The organism is Staphylococcus piscifermentans (assembly GCF_900186985.1).
Classification (GTDB): domain Bacteria; phylum Bacillota; class Bacilli; order Staphylococcales; family Staphylococcaceae; genus Staphylococcus; species Staphylococcus piscifermentans.
On record NZ_LT906447.1, the window covers coordinates 903,963 to 922,426 of the forward strand.

Below are 18,464 nucleotides of genomic sequence, written 5' to 3' on the forward strand. Positions count from 1 at the left end.
GAATTGTTCTAATGGCAAAACAAGATGTAATTGAATTAGAAGGTACAGTACTAGATACTTTACCAAATGCAATGTTTAAAGTAGAATTAGAAAATGGTCATGAGATTTTAGCACACGTTAGTGGTAAAATCAGAATGAATTATATTCGTATTCTACCTGGCGACAAAGTAACTGTAGAAATGTCTCCATACGATTTAACTCGTGGAAGAATCACTTATCGTTATAAATAATTCGTCACTCCATTATTATAGGGAGGTATAAAAATGAAAGTAAGACCATCAGTAAAACCTATTTGCGAAAAATGCAAAGTCATTAAACGTAAAGGTAAAGTAATGATCATTTGTGAAAATCCGAAACACAAACAAAGACAAGGTTAATAAAAGAGAGGTGTAAAATAATATGGCACGTATTGCAGGAATCGATATTCCACGCGAAAAACGCGTTGTAATTTCATTAACTTATATCTACGGTGTAGGTAAATCAACTGCTGCTAAAATTGTAGAAGAAGCTAACGTTTCTCCTGACACTCGCGTTAAAGATTTAACAGACGACGAATTAGGTCGTATCCGTGAAACAGTTGACGCATACAAAGTTGAAGGTGACTTACGTCGTGAACAAAACTTAAACATTAAACGTTTGATGGAAATTTCATCATACCGTGGTATCCGTCACCGTCGTGGCTTACCAGTTCGCGGTCAAAAAACTAAAAACAACGCTCGTACGCGTAAAGGCCCAGTTAAAACTGTAGCTAACAAGAAAAAATAATAGGTAAAGGAGGAAAATTTTAAATGGCACGTAAACAAGTATCTCGTAAACGTAGAGTGAAAAAGAATGTTGAAAATGGTGTGGCACACATCCGTTCAACTTTCAACAATACAATCGTAACAATTACTGATGAATTCGGTAATGCATTATCATGGTCATCAGCAGGTGCTCTTGGATTTAAAGGTTCTAAAAAATCAACACCTTTCGCTGCACAAATGGCTTCTGAAACTGCTTCAAAAACAGCTATGGAACATGGCTTGAAAACAGTTGAAGTAACAGTAAAAGGACCTGGTCCTGGTCGTGAATCAGCTATCCGTGCATTGCAATCAGCTGGTTTAGAAGTAACAGCTATCAGAGACGTTACTCCAGTACCTCATAACGGTTGCCGTCCGCCAAAACGTCGTCGCGTATAATATTATAGTTAAATGTTATGTTCCGCAGATCACTGAGATAAGCAGTATCTTATAAGTCGACGTAACCAAGGAGGATATGTAAATAATGATAGAAATTGAAAAACCTAGAATTGAGACAATTGAAATTAGTGAAGATGCTAAATTCGGTAAGTTTGTTGTTGAACCACTAGAACGTGGCTATGGCACTACGCTAGGAAACTCCTTACGTCGTATCCTACTATCTTCATTGCCAGGTGCAGCTGTTAAGTACATCGAGATTGAAGGCGTACTTCATGAATTCTCAGCAATTGATAACGTAGTAGAAGACGTATCTACAATCATTATGAATATTAAGAAACTTGCTCTTAAAATTTATTCTGAAGAAGATAAAACGTTAGAAATCGATGTTAAAGATGAAGGCGAAGTTACAGCAGCAGACATTACTCACGACAGTGATGTTGAAATTTTAAATCCAGAGCTTAAAATTGCGACTGTATCTAAAGGTGGACATTTGAAAATCCGTCTTGTTGCTAATAAGGGTAGAGGTTACGCATTAGCTGAACAAAATAATACGAGTGATTTACCAATTGGTGTTATTCCAGTTGATTCATTATACTCTCCAGTAGAAAGAGTCAACTATACAGTTGAAAATACTCGTGTAGGTCAAAGCAGTGACTTTGATAAATTAACATTAGATGTATGGACTGATGGATCTATCACTCCACAAGAATCAGTTTCTTTAGCAGCAAAAATTTTAACTGAGCACTTGAACATCTTTGTTGGACTCACTGATGAAGCGAAAAACGCTGAAATCATGATTGAAAAAGAAGAAGACCAAAAAGAAAAAGTACTTGAAATGTCTATCGAAGAATTAGACTTATCAGTACGTTCTTATAACTGTTTAAAACGTGCAGGAATCAATACTGTTCAAGAATTGGCTGACAAATCTGAAGCAGATATGATGAAAGTACGTAATTTAGGTCGTAAATCTTTAGAAGAAGTAAAATACAAACTCGAAGACTTAGGTTTAGGTCTAAGAAAAGAAGATTGATAAAGGTAAAGGAGGTTAACTCATGGGTTACAGAAAATTAGGTCGTACATCTGATCAACGTAAAGCTATGTTACGTGACTTAGCTACTTCACTTATCGTTAATGAGCGTATCGAAACTACTGAAGCTCGCGCTAAAGAATTACGCGGTGTAGTAGATAGTTTGATCACTTTAGGTAAAAAAGGAGATTTAGCTTCTCGTCGTCAAGCAGCTAAAATCGTTCGTGATGTTGAAATCTTAAACGAAGACGATACAACACAAACAGCATTACAAAAATTATTCGGTGAAATTGCACCACGTTACACTGATCGTCAAGGCGGTTACACTCGCGTGCTTAAAGCAGGACCTCGTCGCGGAGACGGTGCTGAATCAGCAATTATCGAATTAGTTTAATTTGAAGTTATAACTTGAAGCTAAGCGAAGATGATAAGTAGAAGAACACGATGAGAGCATTGTGCGCTTATCATTGTACTAAAAATAAACACACAGACTTATTGATTATATAAAGCAAATGAGTGCAACGATAATGTTTGCCACATACAAATATTGTCTAGCTCAGAGTACCCCATTCATCTAACTTAATAAATTTAAAGCGTGAACTCAAAAAAAGAATGGGGTGCGCGCTTTTTTATTTTAAAGCCCCTAACGGTATCATACGTATAGGGGCTTTAACCATATCTGTACATGTACACCTACCTTATATTCATGTACAATAAAAGAGTGAAAATTATAACGAAGGGACAGAGCCATTTTGAATAATGAACATATAATTGAATTCGATAATGTTTCATTCCAATATCAAGGTGATGAGTGGTTTACATTAAAAAATATTTCTTTCAAGATACCTGAAGGAAAATGGACCTCTATCGTCGGCCATAATGGTTCTGGCAAATCAACAGTTGCTAAGTTGATGATGGGGATGATGCAATACCAAGAGGGACGAATCTTATATAGAAATCAGAAAATTACACCTGATAATTTAAGTGAAATCAGAAAACATATCGGTATTGTATTTCAAAATCCTGACAATCAATTTGTCGGTTCAACTGTGCAGTACGATGTAGCATTCGGATTAGAAAACTTTTTAGTTCCTTATGATAAAATGCATGAAGACGTTCCAGAGGTACTTAAAGAAGTCGATATGTTCGCACAGCGTAATCATGAACCGCAAGCATTGTCAGGAGGACAAAAGCAACGTGTGGCAATTGCAGGTGTATTAGTATTAAGCCCAGAAATTATTATTTTGGATGAAGCTACTTCTATGCTTGATCCAGAAGGGAAACAATCACTTATGCGTTTAGTACGACATTTAAATAAGGATAAAAATGTAACCATTATCTCTATTACACACGATTTAACCGAAACTGTTGATTCAGATTATATGATTGTATTGAATCGAGGCAAGGTATACGAAAAGGGAACACCAAAAGAAATTTTTGAGAAAGGGACATCATTGACAGAGATTGGCTTAGATTTACCATTTCCAATGCGAATCAATCAAATGCTAGGCCATCCATCTGAATTTATAAATTATGATGAGTTGGTGGAGCGTTTATGAAGGTAAAGTTTGATGATGTCAGCTACGTATATCAAATAGGAACACCCTTTGAATATGAAGCACTGCATCATATTGATACACATTTTGAAGATGGTCGTTATTATGCCATTATAGGACAAACAGGTTCTGGGAAATCTACTTTAATCCAACAATTTAATGGTCTATTGAAACCGACGTACGGAGCAGTAGAATTAGATAATTTAAAAATAACTGCTAAGTCTAAAGACAAAGTTATTCGTCCGTACCGTCAAAAAATCGGTATTGTCTTTCAATTTCCAGAATCACAACTGTTTGAGGATAGTGTGGAAAGAGAAGTCCTTTTTGGTCCAAAAAATTTTAAAATGGATTTAGAGAAAGTAAAAGAGTATGCTTATCGCTTGCTGATGGAATTAGGGTTTGAACGCGATATTATGGAGAAATCTCCATTTCAAATGTCAGGAGGCCAAATGAGGAAGATTGCGATTGTTTCTATTTTGGCTATGGATCCAGATGTTATTATTTTAGATGAACCGACAGCCGGTTTGGATCCGCAAAGTCGTGACCAAGTGATGGCTTTATTCAAACAGTTGCAAGAAGAACAAGGAAAGACAATAGTTCTAGTGACACACGATATGAATGATGTGGCACAGTATGCTGAGAATGTAAAAGTAATGCAGAAAGGTACTCTAGTGTTTGAAGGTACGCCACGTGCTTTATTTGGCAATCATCAGCGCGTTAAAGAATATCATTTAGATTTACCAGATATTGTACAACTGCAATATGATTTTGAGCAAAAGCATGATATCAAGTTGCCTGAAACCGCATTATCAGATGAGGAATTTATAAAGCTTTACAAGGAGTGGCAAGCTCATGAAAAATAAATTTATTATTGGTCGTTACTTGCCACTAGATTCTATGATTCATCATTTAGATCCAAGAGCTAAATTGTGCTTTGTATTCTTTTATATCGTATTAGTATTCTTTTGTCATAACTTTGCAATGTATGGTTGGTTGCTACTAGTCGTTCTTATCTTAATGTATTGTTCGAAAATCAAATTATTGTATCTGTTAAAAGGATTAACACCTATTCTCTTTTTCTTAGTGTTTACCTTTTTAATGCATCTGTTCTTGACTAAGGGCGGTACCGTACTATTTCATTGGAAATTTATCACAATTGAAACAGGCGGCATTATCGAGGGTATTTATATTTGTTGCCGTTTAATGTTCATTATGATGATTTCAACTATCATGACCCTTACAACTAGTCCTATTGCACTAACAGATGCATTTGATAAAATTTTATCACCTTTACGCTTTATCAAGGTGCCTGTACAGCAATTAAGTATGATGATGTCGATTGCTTTGCGTTTCATTCCGACGTTGATGGAAGAATTGGATAAAATTATCCTTGCACAGAAATCAAGAGGATCAGAAATTAGTTCAGGTTCCATTGGACAAAGAATTAAAGCGTTTATTCCATTGTTGATTCCGTTGTTTATTTCAGCCTTTCAACGTGCGGAAGATTTAGCAATAGCGATGGAAGTCAGAGGCTATGATGTGAAAGCCAAACGTACCAGCTATCGTAAATTAAAGTGGCATTGGAAAGATACGACACTTATCTTATTGTTGATTCCAATCGCTGCAATTTTATTTGCACTGAAAAATATAGGAGTGTAGAAGTGTGCGGATATTAGTAAAAATTTCATACCAAGGAAGTAACTTTTTAGGATTTCAAATTCAACAGCACGGCAGAACAGTGCAGCAACAATTTGAAAAGATTTTAAAACGCATGCATAAACGTCACGTACGCATTCATCCATCAAGTCGAACGGATAGAGGCGTGCATGCGATAGAACAATATTTCCACTTTGATACCGAATTGAATATTGCGCCTGATAAATGGCAATATGCGATGAATAGCGCCTTGCCTGACGACATTTATGTCAATGAGGTATCTATAGTCGACGAGAACTTTCATTGTCGCTATGACTGCGTAGGCAAGCGTTATAGATATAAAGTATATCAAGGTGCGCATCGCGATGTCTTTATGAGCGGATTAAAGACGTATTATCGTGATGACTTAGATATAGAAAAGATGAACGAAGCGGCACAGTACTTTATAGGGACACATGACTTTACAGGATTTTGTTCGCAGAAAACAGAAGTAGAAAGTAAAGAACGTACTTTATATCAAAGTGAAATTATTAAAACAGAAAATGGCTTTGATTACATTGTGACTGGCTCAGGTTTTCTGTATAATATGGTTCGTGTACTTGTTGCCTTCTTAATCGAAGTAGGCAAAGGGAAACGCCAACCTGAAGATGTCCCTAAACTTTTAGAAGCTAAAGATCGCAAGCAGGTTCCTTTTACTGCGCCAGCAGAAGGACTTTACTTGGAAAAAATCTATTTAGCGCCAGAAGAATTAGTGAATGACTTCGGGTCTGATATTAAAATACATCGTAAAAAATCATTAGAAAATGATTGAATCGTATTGACAAATACCTAGATAAATTATACGATTATATGCGGTATTGTTTTATATCACCACCACGATAAGCCCCGGAAACTTATTGTGTTACTAGATATAGAAGCAAAGTCGAATTAAAATCAACTAAATGAATATTATCTGAGCTTTGAATCGTAACATTGTTTTAAAAAAAGCAACTTGCATAGCAGTTATTATTAGGAGGACAATTATTATGCGTCAAACATTTATGGCTAATGAATCAAACATTGAGCGCAAATGGTATGTTATCGATGCAGCAGGCCAAACTTTAGGTCGGTTATCATCAGAAGTAGCATCTATTTTACGCGGAAAACATAAAGCAACTTTCACTCCACACGTTGACAGTGGTGACTATGTAATCATCATCAACGCTGGACAAATCGAAATGACAGGTAAAAAAGCTTCAGACAAAGTTTACTACCGTCATTCTAACTACCCAGGCGGAATTAAATCAATCACAGCTGGTGAATTAAGAGAGAAAAACCCAGCACGTTTACTTGAAATTTCAATCAAAGGCATGTTACCAAGTACACGCTTAGGCGAAAAACAAGGTAAAAAATTATATGTATATGGTGGCGCTGAACATCCACACGCTGCACAACAACCAGAAAACTACGAGTTACGTGGTTAATTAGAAGGAGGAAATTACATTGGCACAAGTTGAATATAGAGGCACAGGCCGTCGTAAAAACTCAGTAGCACGTGTACGTTTAGTACCAGGCGAAGGTAACATCACAGTAAACGGTAAAGACGTACGTGAATATTTACCATTTGAATCATTAATCTTAGACTTAAACCAACCATTCGAAGTTACAGAAACTAAAGGTAACTATGACGTTTTAGTTAACGTACACGGTGGCGGTTTCACAGGTCAAGCACAAGCTATCCGTCATGGTATCGCTCGTGCACTATTAGAAGCAGATCCTGAATACAGAGGTTCTTTAAAACGCGCTGGATTACTTACTCGTGACCCACGTATGAAAGAACGTAAAAAACCAGGTCTTAAAAAAGCACGTCGTTCTCCACAATTCTCAAAACGTTAATTGTTGGCTCAATACGATGTTTCAATACAAAGCACTCTCCATCAAATGTTGGAGAGTGCTTTTTGCTTATCAGTAGAATTTCTATTTATATTTCTTAGATTTACCAATTTTTTTGTAAGTAAAAATAGTAATTATTACCATACCTATTAAACCAAGTAAATTAATTGCTTGCCAGAATAAACTACTTTTGGTGAGAAAGTTGATTATTCCCAAAAGTATGAGTTGAATTATAGGAATCAGCGGATACTTATAGTTTAAAAATTTAAATCCCACAAAAAGTTGCCGCTCCCATTGCTCCACCGGACCATGCTCCGAATGTTCCTCCTGAAACAGTGCCAGCAGCATCAACGTTTCTTAAAACAACTTTATCTAATATCTTTATTTTAGAATTATTTTTCATGTTGAACCACTCCTCAGGTGTTTATACTATCGGTAAATCTTAATTAAATTATATCATCCTAAATAAGCGCTAATGAGATTATATCTTGAATGTTTAGTTAATAATCATAAATAAATACTAGCTATATAAGCTTTTATAATGTAATGAAAAAGTATAGTATAGATAAAAAGACGTTATTTTGATTGTAATGCGAATTAAGGAGCCTATAAGTTATGAATAAAGAAGAAGAACTCATGTACAACTTCAGAGACTTATTTAATAAAATCGCTTATTTGAATAAGTTTGAAATGGAAGAAGCGCTCAAAGGTTTAACTTCTACTGAAGTGCATTGTATTGAAGCTATTGAAGAAAATACAGATCCTAATGTCAGAAGGTTGGCTGAAACGCTCTATATGACTAGAGGTGCTATCAGTAAACTTACAAAACGATTGATGAAAAAAGAATTAATAGAAAGTTATCAAAAAGAAGATAATAAAAAAGAAATTTACTTCAAGCTAACTGCAGCAGGCCAAAAAATCTATCATACACATGAACAGTTACATGCTAAATTTCAAAAGCGTGATGAAAAAGTATTTGAAGAAATGGATGATACACAATACCAATCAATGATGAACTTTATTAATCAATATCGCAATCATCTAGATCAAGAAATTATTAAGCAAAATCGTACGATTAATTAAGGGAGACGTTCCTAGAAAGGAGGTCTCTTTTTTTATTCTCGATTATTGTTGACGAGGAAACAATAACGTGATAAAGTTTATTTTGTTGAACAGGAAACAATATTCGAAAGGAGCTTTAATATAGCACATTCTACAAATAAATTACCAAGAGATGTCCTAGCAGGTGCCTGGGCGATTGCATTAGGCGCGATTGCTCCGATGCTAGACTCTACGATGATAAATATCGCAATCAATCACTTAATCAAAGATTTTCATTCCTCACTTAATATTATTCAGTGGGCCATTACAGGTTATATGTTGGCATTGGCCATGGCAGTTCCAGTATCTGGATGGTTAATGAATCGATTTAATAGTAAAGCAGTTTTTATCAATGCTACTGTCATCTTTGGCACTATTTCTTTAATTATTGGGTTAAGTACTAATGTATATCTATTCGTCATTTTACGCTTGATTCAAGGATTCAGTGCTGGGGTTATCACAACACTAATGATGTCACTTTTAGTAAAAGTAGCAGGACAAGATAAAATAGGGCGTGTCATGGCTATCGTAAGTACTCCTATGATATTTGGACCAATATTCGGTCCGGTACTTGGCGGCTTTCTGACACAGTTTCTATCTTGGCGTTGGATATTTTTTATTAATATCTTTGTTGTGGTCATTGCAGTACCCTTAATGAATAAGTACATTCCGAAATTTACACCGTTTGATAAAGAGAAGAAATTAGATGTAGTGGGCATGATTTTACTGATTGTATTCTCTGGTGCATTCATGTATGGCATTAATCAGTTAAGTCATAACAGTAACCAGTTTAATTCATCGGCTACTCTCTTCATTGTCATAGGCGTCATCAGTTTAATTCTCTATATGTTCTATGACAAAAGAAGAAACAGCGAAACAATTCTGCCATTGTCACTGTTTAAATATAAATTCTTCTCATTATCTGGAGCAGGTCTATTATTAGCGAACGCGGCGATAATGGGACCGATGATTATCTTGCCGCTATTGTTTATCAATATTTATCATATGAATATGATTCAAGCTTCTTTAGCGCTCATTCCTCAAGGCATAGGTATGTTAGTGACAAGACCATTAATTGGTAAATTAATCGACAGCAAAGGGGCAGAGGTTGTAAGCCTTGTTTCGATTCTAATTTCTATCATGAGTACAATTTCCTTTGTCTTCATTACGGATCATACCAGTCTATGGTGGCTCTATCTCATGCTCTTCGCGCGAGGATGCAGTGTCGGGGGCATTATGCTCGGCTTTACAAGTTCAGCTTATATTGGTTTAGCAGATAAAGACTTGCCGCCAGCAGGTGTTGCAATCAATATGATAGAAAATTTAGGCTCAAGTTTCGGCACAGCAATGATAGCTACAATAACAGCATACTTCATGACTTCTAACATGCCTTCTAGAGCTCAAGAAATAAGCGGATATCAAGGAGGATTTGCGCTATCAGCAATCTTACTTATTATCCTATTACTACCGTCATTAAAGTTAAAAAGACGAGCTTAAAATCGCTGATGTAACTTTCAATTAACTAATAAGCGGATGAAAATTAAATATAATATAAAACCATCCTGGATTCATTTGAGTTTCCAAGATGGTTTTTGCAATTTAAGCTTTAAAGTTTTCTTTTAGGTACTCATAAATAGCGTCAGCATCAGTTAATTTAAAGAATTCTACCAATGCATCTTTATCTTGTGTTTCGAAAAATGCAACAAGATCAGAAAGTAAATGAACTTGACTTGCTTTATCTGCATTTAAAATAACGAATAAGAAATCAACAGTAATATCTTTATGAGGTGAACTCATATTTTGGAACACAATTGGGTTTGTTAGTTTAACAGGTACAATCTTAGTGTTATTGACAAATTCGGGTTCTGTATGTGGAATAGCCACATTAGGATAGTCTTTGCTGATGTTAGCTAAGCTGATTGCTGTTGGATAATTTTTTTCACGTTCTAATACGTGTTCTAAAAAGTTATCTTTTACATCTCCTGATTTAATCAATGCTTCTGACACTTCTGTAAAAACTTCTTCTTTGCTAGTGGCATTCGAGACGAATACACTTTCTTTAGAAAATAAATGACTCATAGGTTGCTCCTTCTTCGATGTATATTATTTAACATTCTATCTTTTCACTTAAAGTATAGAATTATAAATAGATGTACGTCAACTTATTATATACTTTATCTTCATTGCAATGGCGAAAATACTTAACTATTAATTGTTATCTTCTTCGTAAATTCTATTACGTTTTTTCATTTCAAATGCATACCAAATGAAAGCAAGTAGATAGATTGCAAGAGCAACAATTGAGTATACGATAAATATACCGCCACCGTGGACTGCGTGACCAACTAAATAACTTAAGAATTTTTCTAATGGACCTTCCATTGTAGTATGAGAAATCAATGTGTTGCTACTTAGACCTTTAGGGAATGCACCTGCTTTTTTTGCAGTTTCAGTTACAAATTTAGCAATCAGTGTTCCAGACCATAAGAATAAAGGTAATTCGATTGCGCCTATAATAATCATACGTAATAATTTACCACGTGTAATTACAAGTAATGCAGGTGTTACACCCATGGCGATAATACCACCTAATGGTAAAAGTTTATTTCCTGGCAAAATCATAGCTTCTAATAACATGATAGGAGCTAACACATTAGCTGCAGCCCAAATTTCTGCACGGCCCGCAATGAACGGCCAGTCTAAACCGATGTTTAGCTGACGCCCTTTTAATTTACTGTTCGCAAAGTTTGAAATACCTTGAGATAAAGGTTCTACTGATGCGATGAACCATGATCCGATTAAAGAGAATAATTCTAAGGCAACAGCTGCTGTAAAAGCTAAAGCAAAAATCTGAGTAGGAGATTGTCCGGCAAGTAAACCAACAAATACACCTAAGTATAAACCGATAGCAAATTTAGAGCCCCAGAAACCAATTTTATTATTTAGTTTTGCTGCATCAAAATCATACTTATCTAACCACGGAAAAACTTTATCAAAGATTTTATCCATGATTAATAAGAATGGATTCATCATATAGTTCATATGAGTAGAAGTCATAGGGTTAGATGATGGGACATGTAATAAGTCGTTAAATGTTGGTTTCATTAAATCAGAGTTGATTATTTTCATTACTCCTATAAATATAACTAGTAATGTTGCTACAAATAAATTAGCACCGCAATAAATCGCAAATAGACCTACAATAGATAAATGCCAAATATTAAAAATATCAACATCCAAGGTATTAGTTCGATTGATTAATAAAAGTACTATATTAACAATAACCATTACTGCTAAAAAATATAAAGTATATGGAGATCCCCACGTAATAGTTGCAAGCGGAGCCCAACCGACATCAGTAATACTTAATGATAATCCAGTTCGCTCAACGAAATCAGTCATTGCTTGGGAGAAAGCATTCGTTAAAATTCCGATGATGGCACCGATACCTGTTAAAGCAATACCAAGTTTTAAACCACCTTCAAGTGATTTGCTGATTTTTTTCGTGAAAATAAAGGTAATAATAGCTAAAATAATTGTCATTAATGGAGCGGCACCTAATTCTATTAAAGGTTTGAATATGGTGTTAGCTAAATCAATAAGTGAATTCAAATTAATCTCATCTCCTAGAAGTAATTGTCTTGCTGTAAATTTGAATATTATTTATTTAATGATTTTATTGCATCTTCCATTGCTTGATACACAGGTTCAGCCATTGCTGGAACACGGTAAAGAATTGCCCCTGCATCAACAACTGGAATAGTAATAGGAAAACTGAAATCTGTATTAGCAATTTGAGCAAATATATCGTAGTGGTTTAAAAGATCTTCATTTACATCTTTAATCATGACTGCATCACAAGAAACTTCATAACCTCGATTTTTTAATTCTTCTTCCAATGCTGATTTAATTTGGTGACTAGAATTAACTCCTGCTCCGCATGCTGCTAAAATTTTAATCATAGTAGTTTACTCCTTTTATTTGAAATTTTTATTTAAATAATCATATATCGTTTTTGTATCACTCGATTCAAAGAAATTTAATAAATCAACTTTACTTTGAGAATTTATAAAATCCATAATTTTTGCTAATAGTTGAGATTGTTTATTTTTGTCATGATTCAAAATCATAAATAAAAAAGAAACTTTAATAGTATTATGAGGAGAAATCATATTTTGGAAATCAATGGGATGATTTAGTTTAACGGGAATAATTTTTGTCACATTTACAAACTCAGTTTCTGTATGAGGAATTGCAATGTTTGGATAATCAATATCGAGTAAAGACAAATCCATACCCGTAGGATAATTTTTTTCACGCTCTAGTACATGCTCTAAAAATTCGCTTTTAACGTCTCCATTCGCTTTTAATGCCCTTGCTAATTCTCTAAATACATCTTCTTTAGAACTTGCATTTGTAATAAAAACAGAGTTCTCAAAAATCAAATTTGTCATAAGAAACACCTCTTAGTTATTTAAATGTTCTGAATTGTTCGTTTATGTTCATTTAAATTATAAAACCGCTCACAAAAACCGTCAATAGTATAATTAGGAATGTAGAAAAGTTGCCTTTTTATTTATTAAACATATATTCCACCAAATATTTGCCGAAAAAAATACTCTATCACTTTATAGTAATAGAGTAGGTTCAAATATTTTATTTCCCCTTATTCAACGCAATCCGAATATGTTCTAAATGGTGATTTCCATGCCAAGCCATCTTAGAAATTAATGCCGCTAAAGTTACCATTCCGTCATCTGGATGGTGCATTTTTCGATGAAATGCTGTTTCTGACAGACTCTTTAATAACGTAGACCATCGTTTATGAAGCCCATTGATAAGGGCTAGCGAGTATTCTAAAGGAACATCTTGATCAGAAAGCTTTACCCATTCCTTTTCTTCAAAGGTGCAGACGTTCGGACAATGTTCTGTCAATATCAGCTTGGTACGTATATAGGCATGCATATGCGCATCTGCAATATGATGTATTAAAGTTTGAACGTCCCAACTATTTTCTCTGTAGGTGGCTTGTCTTTCGGCTTGAGACAGGTTGCTTGTCAATGTCGTTAATTTTTCAGGCAGTTTCTCTATATCTTTGATCCAATTTGCTAAGTCGTTCGTAGTAAAAACTTCTGGAAAAGTATATGAACCGATGGGATATTGATTTTTTAACATAGTATCTCCTTTATCAATCTTATTACATTGAGTATATCATTTTTGCAATTTAATCCGAATTATTCTCCTAAAAAGAGCAAAATATTACGATTTAATGAAAACCTTTCCAAAAAATATTTTGAAATAGTATGTTTTTAATTGTCAAAACGCTTTCAGTATGACATACTTTAAAATAATTAGTATGACACATTAAGAGAGATATATGAGGTGATCAGCAAATGACAAAATATATTTATGCATTTTCAGAAGGAAGTCAAGCTATGAAAGACCTTCTAGGAGGAAAGGGAGCTAACTTGGCAGAAATGAAGCGACTCGGCTTACCTGTGCCAGATGGCTTTACGATTACAACAGAAGCTTGTATTGAATATTTGAAACATGGTTCAACATTATCAGATGAATTGAAGGAAGAATTACATAATCAATTGGCAGCATTCTCAGAACGAACTGGCAAAGCATTTTCATCTGACGAGAATTTATTATTAGTATCTGTGCGCAGCGGCGCAAAAATCTCCATGCCGGGAATGATGGATACGATTTTAAACTTAGGTTTGAATGATGAAAATGTTGAAAAGTTAGCAGAAAAAACTGGAGATGCACGATTTGCGTATGATTGCTACCGACGTTTATTGCAAATGTTCGGTCAAGTCGTATACGGTATTTCGATGACTGCTTTCGATCATTATTTTGATAAGTATAAAGAAGAACATGGGTATGAAATAGATGCTGATATTCCAGCTGAAGGTTTAAAAGAAATCAGTGAGCGCTTCAAAGAAATTTATGTTGAAGAAGTCTACAAACCATTCCCGCAAGAACCTTTAAAACAATTAACAGAAGCAGTAGAAGCGGTATTTAAATCTTGGGACAACGACCGCGCCCGTGTCTATCGTGACTTAAATGACATTCCGCATGACATCGGAACTGCAGTCAATGTACAAGAAATGGTCTTCGGTAATAGTGGTGACCGTAGCGGAACAGGTGTTGCCTTCACGCGTAACCCGGTAACTGGTGAAAATAAATTATTCGGTGAATACTTATTAAATGCACAAGGGGAAGATGTAGTAGCTGGTATCCGTACGCCAAAAGAAATCGCTACTTTAGATACACAAATGCCAGATGTTTATCAAGAATTTGTAGATGTGACTGAGAAATTAGAAGCACATTACAAAGATATGCAAGATATCGAATTTACGATTGAAAATGCCAAATTGTATATCTTACAAACACGTAATGGTAAACGTACTGCTAAAGCAGCCATGAAAATTGCCGTTGATTTAGTAGATGAAGGGGTTATCACGAAAGAAGAGGCGCTGACAAAGGTAGATGTAAAATCCATCGATACATTGCTGCACCCGGCTTTTGAAGAAAAAGCTTTAGAAGCAGCAGAAGCAATTTCTGACGCAGGACTTCCTGCAAGCCCTGGAGCTTCAACAGGTAAAGTCGTCTTCTCAGCAGAAGATGCTAAAGCACAAGCGGAACAAGGGGATAAAGTCATTTTGATGCGTCCTGAAACTTCTCCAGAAGATATTGAAGGAATGGTCGCAAGTGAAGCAATTGTAACGACACATGGTGGTATGACTTCCCATGCTGCAGTAGTGGCACGTGGTATGGGTAAATGCTGTGTGACAGGCTGCTCAAACTTGAATATTGACACTGCTAATAAAGTGGTTAATTATCATGGTAAACAAATTCATGAAGGCGACGTTATTTCAGTTGATGGTTCCACAGGCAATATCTACCTGGGTGAAATTGAAACGACGAGTGCTGAACATAGCGAAGAATTCGACCGCTTCATGCAGTGGGCAGAAGAAAGTGCACGTTTAGCTGTCCGCATGAATGCCGAAACACCTGCAGACATTGAAGCAGGTTATCAATTCGATGCTTCAGGAATTGGTCTAGTACGTACAGAGCATATGTTCTTTGGTGCTGAACGTCTCGTGCAAATGCGTCGTTTCATTCTAGCTTCGTCAAAAGAAGAACGTGTTGAGGCCTTGAATGAAATTCGTAAGTATCAAACTGAAGACTTTGAAGAAATCTTCAGATTATCTAATGGTCGATCAACTATTGTACGTTTATTAGATCCGCCATTACATGAATTCCTTCCGAAATCAGAAGAAGAAATTCAAATCGTATCGAATCAATTAGACGTTCAACCAGAAGTATTGAAACAACGTTTAGGTGATTTGCATGAAGTCAATCCGATGTTAGGACATCGTGGTTGTCGTTTAGCTGTCACATATCCTGAACTTGCTGAAATGCAGGCTGAAGCAATTATCGGCAGTGTGATGCGTCTGCAAGCCGAAGGTATCGAAAGCAAACCGGAAATCATGATTCCATTAGTTTCTACTGTCGAAGAATTTAAGACTTTAAAAGACACAATTCAGACAACCATTTCTGAATTAGAAGAAAAAGAAAACAAGACAGTGAACTATCTTATTGGTACAATGATAGAAACACCTAGAGCGTGTCTCATCGCAGGTCAACTTGCTCAAGAATCAGAATTCTTCAGCTTTGGTACTAATGACTTAACACAATTGACTTATGGATTCTCACGCGATGATGCAGGTAAATTTATTGGTGAATATATTAATAGAGACTTGTTATCAGTTGATCCTTTCCAAACTTTAGATGTCGACGGTGTAGGACAATTGATTCAGACAGCAGTTGAACAAGCAAAAGCCAGCAACCCTCAAATCAAAATTGGAGTCTGCGGTGAACTTGGCGGCGATCCGAAATCAATTCACTTCTTTAACGATTTAGATATTGATTATGTTTCTTGCTCACCTTTCCGTGTGCCGGGCGCGATTTTAGCTGCTGCACAAAGTCAGGTAGAAAGCGAGAGATTGGTCGGTGCAAACAACTAACGAAAATTTAACATTGTATATTGTTTCAGATTCTATCGGAGAAACAGCGATGCGTATGGCACACGCCACATTGACGCAGTTTCCAGATTTAGAAGAGAAAGCAGAAATTAAAAAATTTCCATTCATTAAAAGTGAAGAGGAATTCTTAACGATTTTAAACTTAGCCAAGCAGCGTAATGCAGTAGTGGTCACTACATTAGTCAGTCCGAAATTCAATCAATTAGGACAGGAATTTGCCAAAGAAGAACAGATTCCTTATGTAGATTATATGTCTGGCTTGCTCAGTATTATTGAAGAACGCACTCACCGTTCGCCTTTACGTGAAAGTGGCGCACTTCGAAAATTAGACGAGCATTATTTCCAACGTATAGAAGCGATGGAATTCTCGGTTAAATACGATGACGGTAAGGTATACGAAGGTATGGAAGATGCTGATGCAGTAATTGTAGGAGTGTCCCGTACCTCTAAAACGCCGCTCAGTATGTACCTGGCAAATAAAGGCTACAAAATAGCGAATATCCCTTTAGTGCCTGAAGCGCCTATACCTGAAGAAGTATTTAACAAGAAAATGCTAGTGTTCGGCTTAACAGCAAGTCCGAACTATATTATGAACATCCGTACAGAGCGTATTCGCGTCTTAGGAATGAAAGGTTCTGCAAATTATAATAGTTTGCAGCGCATTAAAGAAGAACTCAGCTATGCAGAAGAAGTCTTTTCAAAATTCAATGCGACTGTCATAAATACAGAATATAAATCTATAGAAGAATCTGCATTCTATATTGAAAAATATTTAAATAAAAAATAAGGATATTGCTTTATCTTTCTCACACTTAAAAAAATATCCGACATTCACAATTTAAAATATAAACGTCTGACCGTGTTTGAGCACTCACACTCAAGCGCGGCCTTTTAATTTTTTCGAAATTCGGGAAGAGAAGAATATGCTAATGAGAAATAAGGAGATGTTTAAATGGTTGAAAATCAACAAATTGTGTTAGCGCAATTTCCAGAAGGCATGCCGACAAAAGAAGATTTCCGTTATGAATCTGTCGAAGTGAAGGAACCTTCAGAAAATGAAGTACTCGTACAAACGATTTACCTCTCGATGGATCCTTATTTAAGAAACGGCATGCGTAAAAATGACCCTTATGTGACATCATTTCAAGTAGATGAGCCTATAGTAGGACGCATGGTCAGCAAAGTGGTCACTTCTCAACATCCAGATTTTAAAGAGGGTGACTTTGTAGTAGGTGCTCTGCCTTGGCGTTTATACAACACGGTTGACGGAGAAGAGTTGCAGAAGATAGAGAATCCAGTCGGTCCATTATACTTGTACTTAAGTACTTTAGGATCACCAGGTCAAACAGCCTATCATGGATTATTATGTATCGGTAAACCACAAGCAGGAGAAACTGTAGTTGTTTCTGCGGCATCAGGTGCTGTAGGTTCTGTTGCTGGACAGATTGCGAAGATTAAAGGCGCCAAAGTTGTAGGCATTGCAGGCGGCGAGAAGAAAACACTTTACCTAATCGATGAATTAGGCTTCGATCGTGCTGTGGATTATAAACGTGAGGATTATGCAGAAAGATTAGCCGAGGCTGTACCTAATGGCGTTGATGTGTATTATGAAAACGTCGGTGGAGATGTAGCGAATGAGGTGTTCAAACATCTCAATACATTCGCACGTATTCCAGTATGCGGCGCGATTTCGACTTATAACGCTGACGTACCTGAATATGAACCAGCCATTCAGCCAATTTTAATTAAAAATCAAGCATTAATGCAAGGATTTATTGTCAGACAGTTTAAAGATGATTTCCCTCGTGCTGCTAAAGAATTAGCCCAGTGGGTTAAAGAAGGAAAAATTAAATCTAAGACATCTATTGCAGAAGGATTTGATTATGTACCAGAAGCTTTTGAAAATCTCTTTACAGGACAGAATTTTGGTAAACAAGTGGTGAAAGTAGCAGAAGAATGAATTAAGAGAAGCGGATGAGTCTTTTGGCTCATTCGTTTTTATACATACAAATTGCGCAGT

The 18,464-nt window shown here is 35.8% G+C and carries 23 protein-coding genes; 17 read left to right on the top strand and 6 right to left on the bottom strand.

Features of this window, described 5'->3' with window-relative positions; all coding sequences use genetic code 11:
• Nucleotides 1–11 precede the first annotated feature (11 nt).
• The 12 genes from infA (at nt 12) to rpsI (ending at nt 7,292) form a co-directional block, all read left to right on the top strand.
• Nucleotides 12–230, top strand: a complete 219-nt coding sequence (gene infA / locus CKV71_RS03925; RefSeq protein WP_001118443.1) for a translation initiation factor IF-1 — start codon at nt 12–14, stop codon at nt 228–230.
• A 33-nt stretch (nt 231–263) separates the two neighbouring features.
• Nucleotides 264–377, top strand: a complete 114-nt coding sequence (rpmJ, locus tag CKV71_RS03930) for a 50S ribosomal protein L36 (protein WP_002479550.1) — start codon at nt 264–266, stop codon at nt 375–377.
• Nucleotides 378–399: 22 nt separating this feature from the next.
• Nucleotides 400–765 (top strand): 30S ribosomal protein S13, encoded by a 366-nt coding sequence (gene rpsM, locus CKV71_RS03935; protein WP_095104060.1) that lies wholly within the window; start codon nt 400–402, stop codon nt 763–765.
• A gap of 23 nt (nt 766–788) precedes the next feature.
• Nucleotides 789–1,178 carry a 30S ribosomal protein S11 gene (rpsK, locus tag CKV71_RS03940; protein WP_095104062.1) on the top strand — a complete coding sequence of 130 codons (390 nt, stop codon included), beginning with the start codon at nt 789–791 and terminating at the stop codon, nt 1,176–1,178.
• A gap of 85 nt (nt 1,179–1,263) precedes the next feature.
• Nucleotides 1,264–2,208 (top strand): DNA-directed RNA polymerase subunit alpha, encoded by a 945-nt coding sequence (locus CKV71_RS03945; protein WP_046099928.1) that lies wholly within the window; start codon nt 1,264–1,266, stop codon nt 2,206–2,208.
• Nucleotides 2,209–2,230: 22 nt separating this feature from the next.
• On the top strand, nt 2,231–2,599 hold the full coding sequence (gene rplQ, locus CKV71_RS03950) for a 50S ribosomal protein L17 (protein ID WP_047130849.1): 369 nt from the start codon (nt 2,231–2,233) through the stop codon (nt 2,597–2,599).
• A gap of 355 nt (nt 2,600–2,954) precedes the next feature.
• Complete coding sequence (locus CKV71_RS03955; RefSeq protein ID WP_371685462.1) at nt 2,955–3,764, top strand: energy-coupling factor transporter ATPase; 810 nt, start codon at nt 2,955–2,957, stop codon at nt 3,762–3,764.
• Nucleotides 3,761–4,624 (top strand): energy-coupling factor transporter ATPase, encoded by an 864-nt coding sequence (locus CKV71_RS03960; RefSeq protein ID WP_095104066.1) that lies wholly within the window; start codon nt 3,761–3,763, stop codon nt 4,622–4,624. Before CKV71_RS03955 ends, CKV71_RS03960 begins: the two co-directional genes overlap by 4 nt.
• Nucleotides 4,614–5,420 carry an energy-coupling factor transporter transmembrane component T family protein gene (locus CKV71_RS03965; RefSeq protein ID WP_095104068.1) on the top strand — a complete coding sequence of 269 codons (807 nt, stop codon included), beginning with the start codon at nt 4,614–4,616 and terminating at the stop codon, nt 5,418–5,420. The genes CKV71_RS03960 and CKV71_RS03965 overlap by 11 nt, the downstream gene beginning before the upstream one ends.
• A gap of 4 nt (nt 5,421–5,424) precedes the next feature.
• On the top strand, nt 5,425–6,228 hold the full coding sequence (gene truA, locus CKV71_RS03970; protein ID WP_095104070.1) for a tRNA pseudouridine(38-40) synthase TruA: 804 nt from the start codon (nt 5,425–5,427) through the stop codon (nt 6,226–6,228).
• A gap of 214 nt (nt 6,229–6,442) precedes the next feature.
• Nucleotides 6,443–6,880 (top strand): 50S ribosomal protein L13, encoded by a 438-nt coding sequence (gene rplM, locus CKV71_RS03975; protein WP_095104072.1) that lies wholly within the window; start codon nt 6,443–6,445, stop codon nt 6,878–6,880.
• 19 nt (nt 6,881–6,899) lie between these two features.
• The gene (rpsI, locus tag CKV71_RS03980; RefSeq protein WP_047130843.1) at nt 6,900–7,292 is read left to right on the top strand and encodes a 30S ribosomal protein S9; all 393 of its coding nucleotides are present in this window, start codon (nt 6,900–6,902) and stop codon (nt 7,290–7,292) included.
• Between the two features lie 262 nt (nt 7,293–7,554).
• Here the strand turns inward: rpsI and CKV71_RS12405 are convergent, their stop codons facing one another.
• On the bottom strand, nt 7,555–7,692 hold the full coding sequence (locus tag CKV71_RS12405; RefSeq protein WP_157738588.1) for a hypothetical protein: 138 nt from the start codon (nt 7,690–7,692) through the stop codon (nt 7,555–7,557).
• Nucleotides 7,693–7,904: 212 nt separating this feature from the next.
• On the opposite strand from CKV71_RS12405, the gene CKV71_RS03990 reads away from it, so the two are divergent.
• Entirely contained in the window at nt 7,905–8,372 is a 468-nt protein-coding gene (locus CKV71_RS03990; protein ID WP_095104078.1) for a MarR family transcriptional regulator, read from the top strand.
• A 120-nt stretch (nt 8,373–8,492) separates the two neighbouring features.
• The gene (locus CKV71_RS03995; RefSeq protein WP_095104080.1) at nt 8,493–9,887 is read left to right on the top strand and encodes a DHA2 family efflux MFS transporter permease subunit; all 1,395 of its coding nucleotides are present in this window, start codon (nt 8,493–8,495) and stop codon (nt 9,885–9,887) included.
• Nucleotides 9,888–9,989: 102 nt separating this feature from the next.
• Here CKV71_RS03995 and CKV71_RS04000 read toward each other — a convergent pair whose 3' ends face one another.
• The 5 genes from CKV71_RS04000 to CKV71_RS04020 all read right to left on the bottom strand — a co-directional run bounded on the left by CKV71_RS04000 (nt 9,990) and on the right by CKV71_RS04020 (nt 13,565).
• On the bottom strand, nt 9,990–10,469 hold the full coding sequence (locus CKV71_RS04000; protein WP_095104082.1) for a PTS sugar transporter subunit IIA: 480 nt from the start codon (nt 10,467–10,469) through the stop codon (nt 9,990–9,992).
• A gap of 129 nt (nt 10,470–10,598) precedes the next feature.
• Complete coding sequence (locus tag CKV71_RS04005) at nt 10,599–12,002, bottom strand: PTS galactitol transporter subunit IIC (RefSeq protein ID WP_095104084.1); 1,404 nt, start codon at nt 12,000–12,002, stop codon at nt 10,599–10,601.
• A gap of 47 nt (nt 12,003–12,049) precedes the next feature.
• Nucleotides 12,050–12,352, bottom strand: coding sequence for a PTS sugar transporter subunit IIB (locus CKV71_RS04010; protein WP_095104086.1), 303 nt, complete (start codon nt 12,350–12,352; stop codon nt 12,050–12,052).
• 15 nt (nt 12,353–12,367) lie between these two features.
• Complete coding sequence (locus CKV71_RS04015; protein ID WP_095104088.1) at nt 12,368–12,844, bottom strand: PTS sugar transporter subunit IIA; 477 nt, start codon at nt 12,842–12,844, stop codon at nt 12,368–12,370.
• 202 nt (nt 12,845–13,046) lie between these two features.
• The gene (locus tag CKV71_RS04020; protein ID WP_095104090.1) at nt 13,047–13,565 is read right to left on the bottom strand and encodes a YfiT family bacillithiol transferase; all 519 of its coding nucleotides are present in this window, start codon (nt 13,563–13,565) and stop codon (nt 13,047–13,049) included.
• Between the two features lie 218 nt (nt 13,566–13,783).
• Between CKV71_RS04020 and ppdK the strand changes: the two genes are divergently transcribed.
• The 3 genes from ppdK (at nt 13,784) to CKV71_RS04035 (ending at nt 18,404) form a co-directional block, all read left to right on the top strand.
• Nucleotides 13,784–16,426, top strand: coding sequence for a pyruvate, phosphate dikinase (gene ppdK, locus CKV71_RS04025; RefSeq protein ID WP_095104092.1), 2,643 nt, complete (start codon nt 13,784–13,786; stop codon nt 16,424–16,426).
• Nucleotides 16,413–17,231 (top strand): pyruvate, water dikinase regulatory protein, encoded by an 819-nt coding sequence (locus CKV71_RS04030; protein WP_095104094.1) that lies wholly within the window; start codon nt 16,413–16,415, stop codon nt 17,229–17,231. The genes ppdK and CKV71_RS04030 overlap by 14 nt, the downstream gene beginning before the upstream one ends.
• 165 nt (nt 17,232–17,396) lie before the next feature.
• Nucleotides 17,397–18,404 carry an NADP-dependent oxidoreductase gene (locus CKV71_RS04035; protein ID WP_095104096.1) on the top strand — a complete coding sequence of 336 codons (1,008 nt, stop codon included), beginning with the start codon at nt 17,397–17,399 and terminating at the stop codon, nt 18,402–18,404.
• Nucleotides 18,405–18,464: the final 60 nt, after the last annotated feature.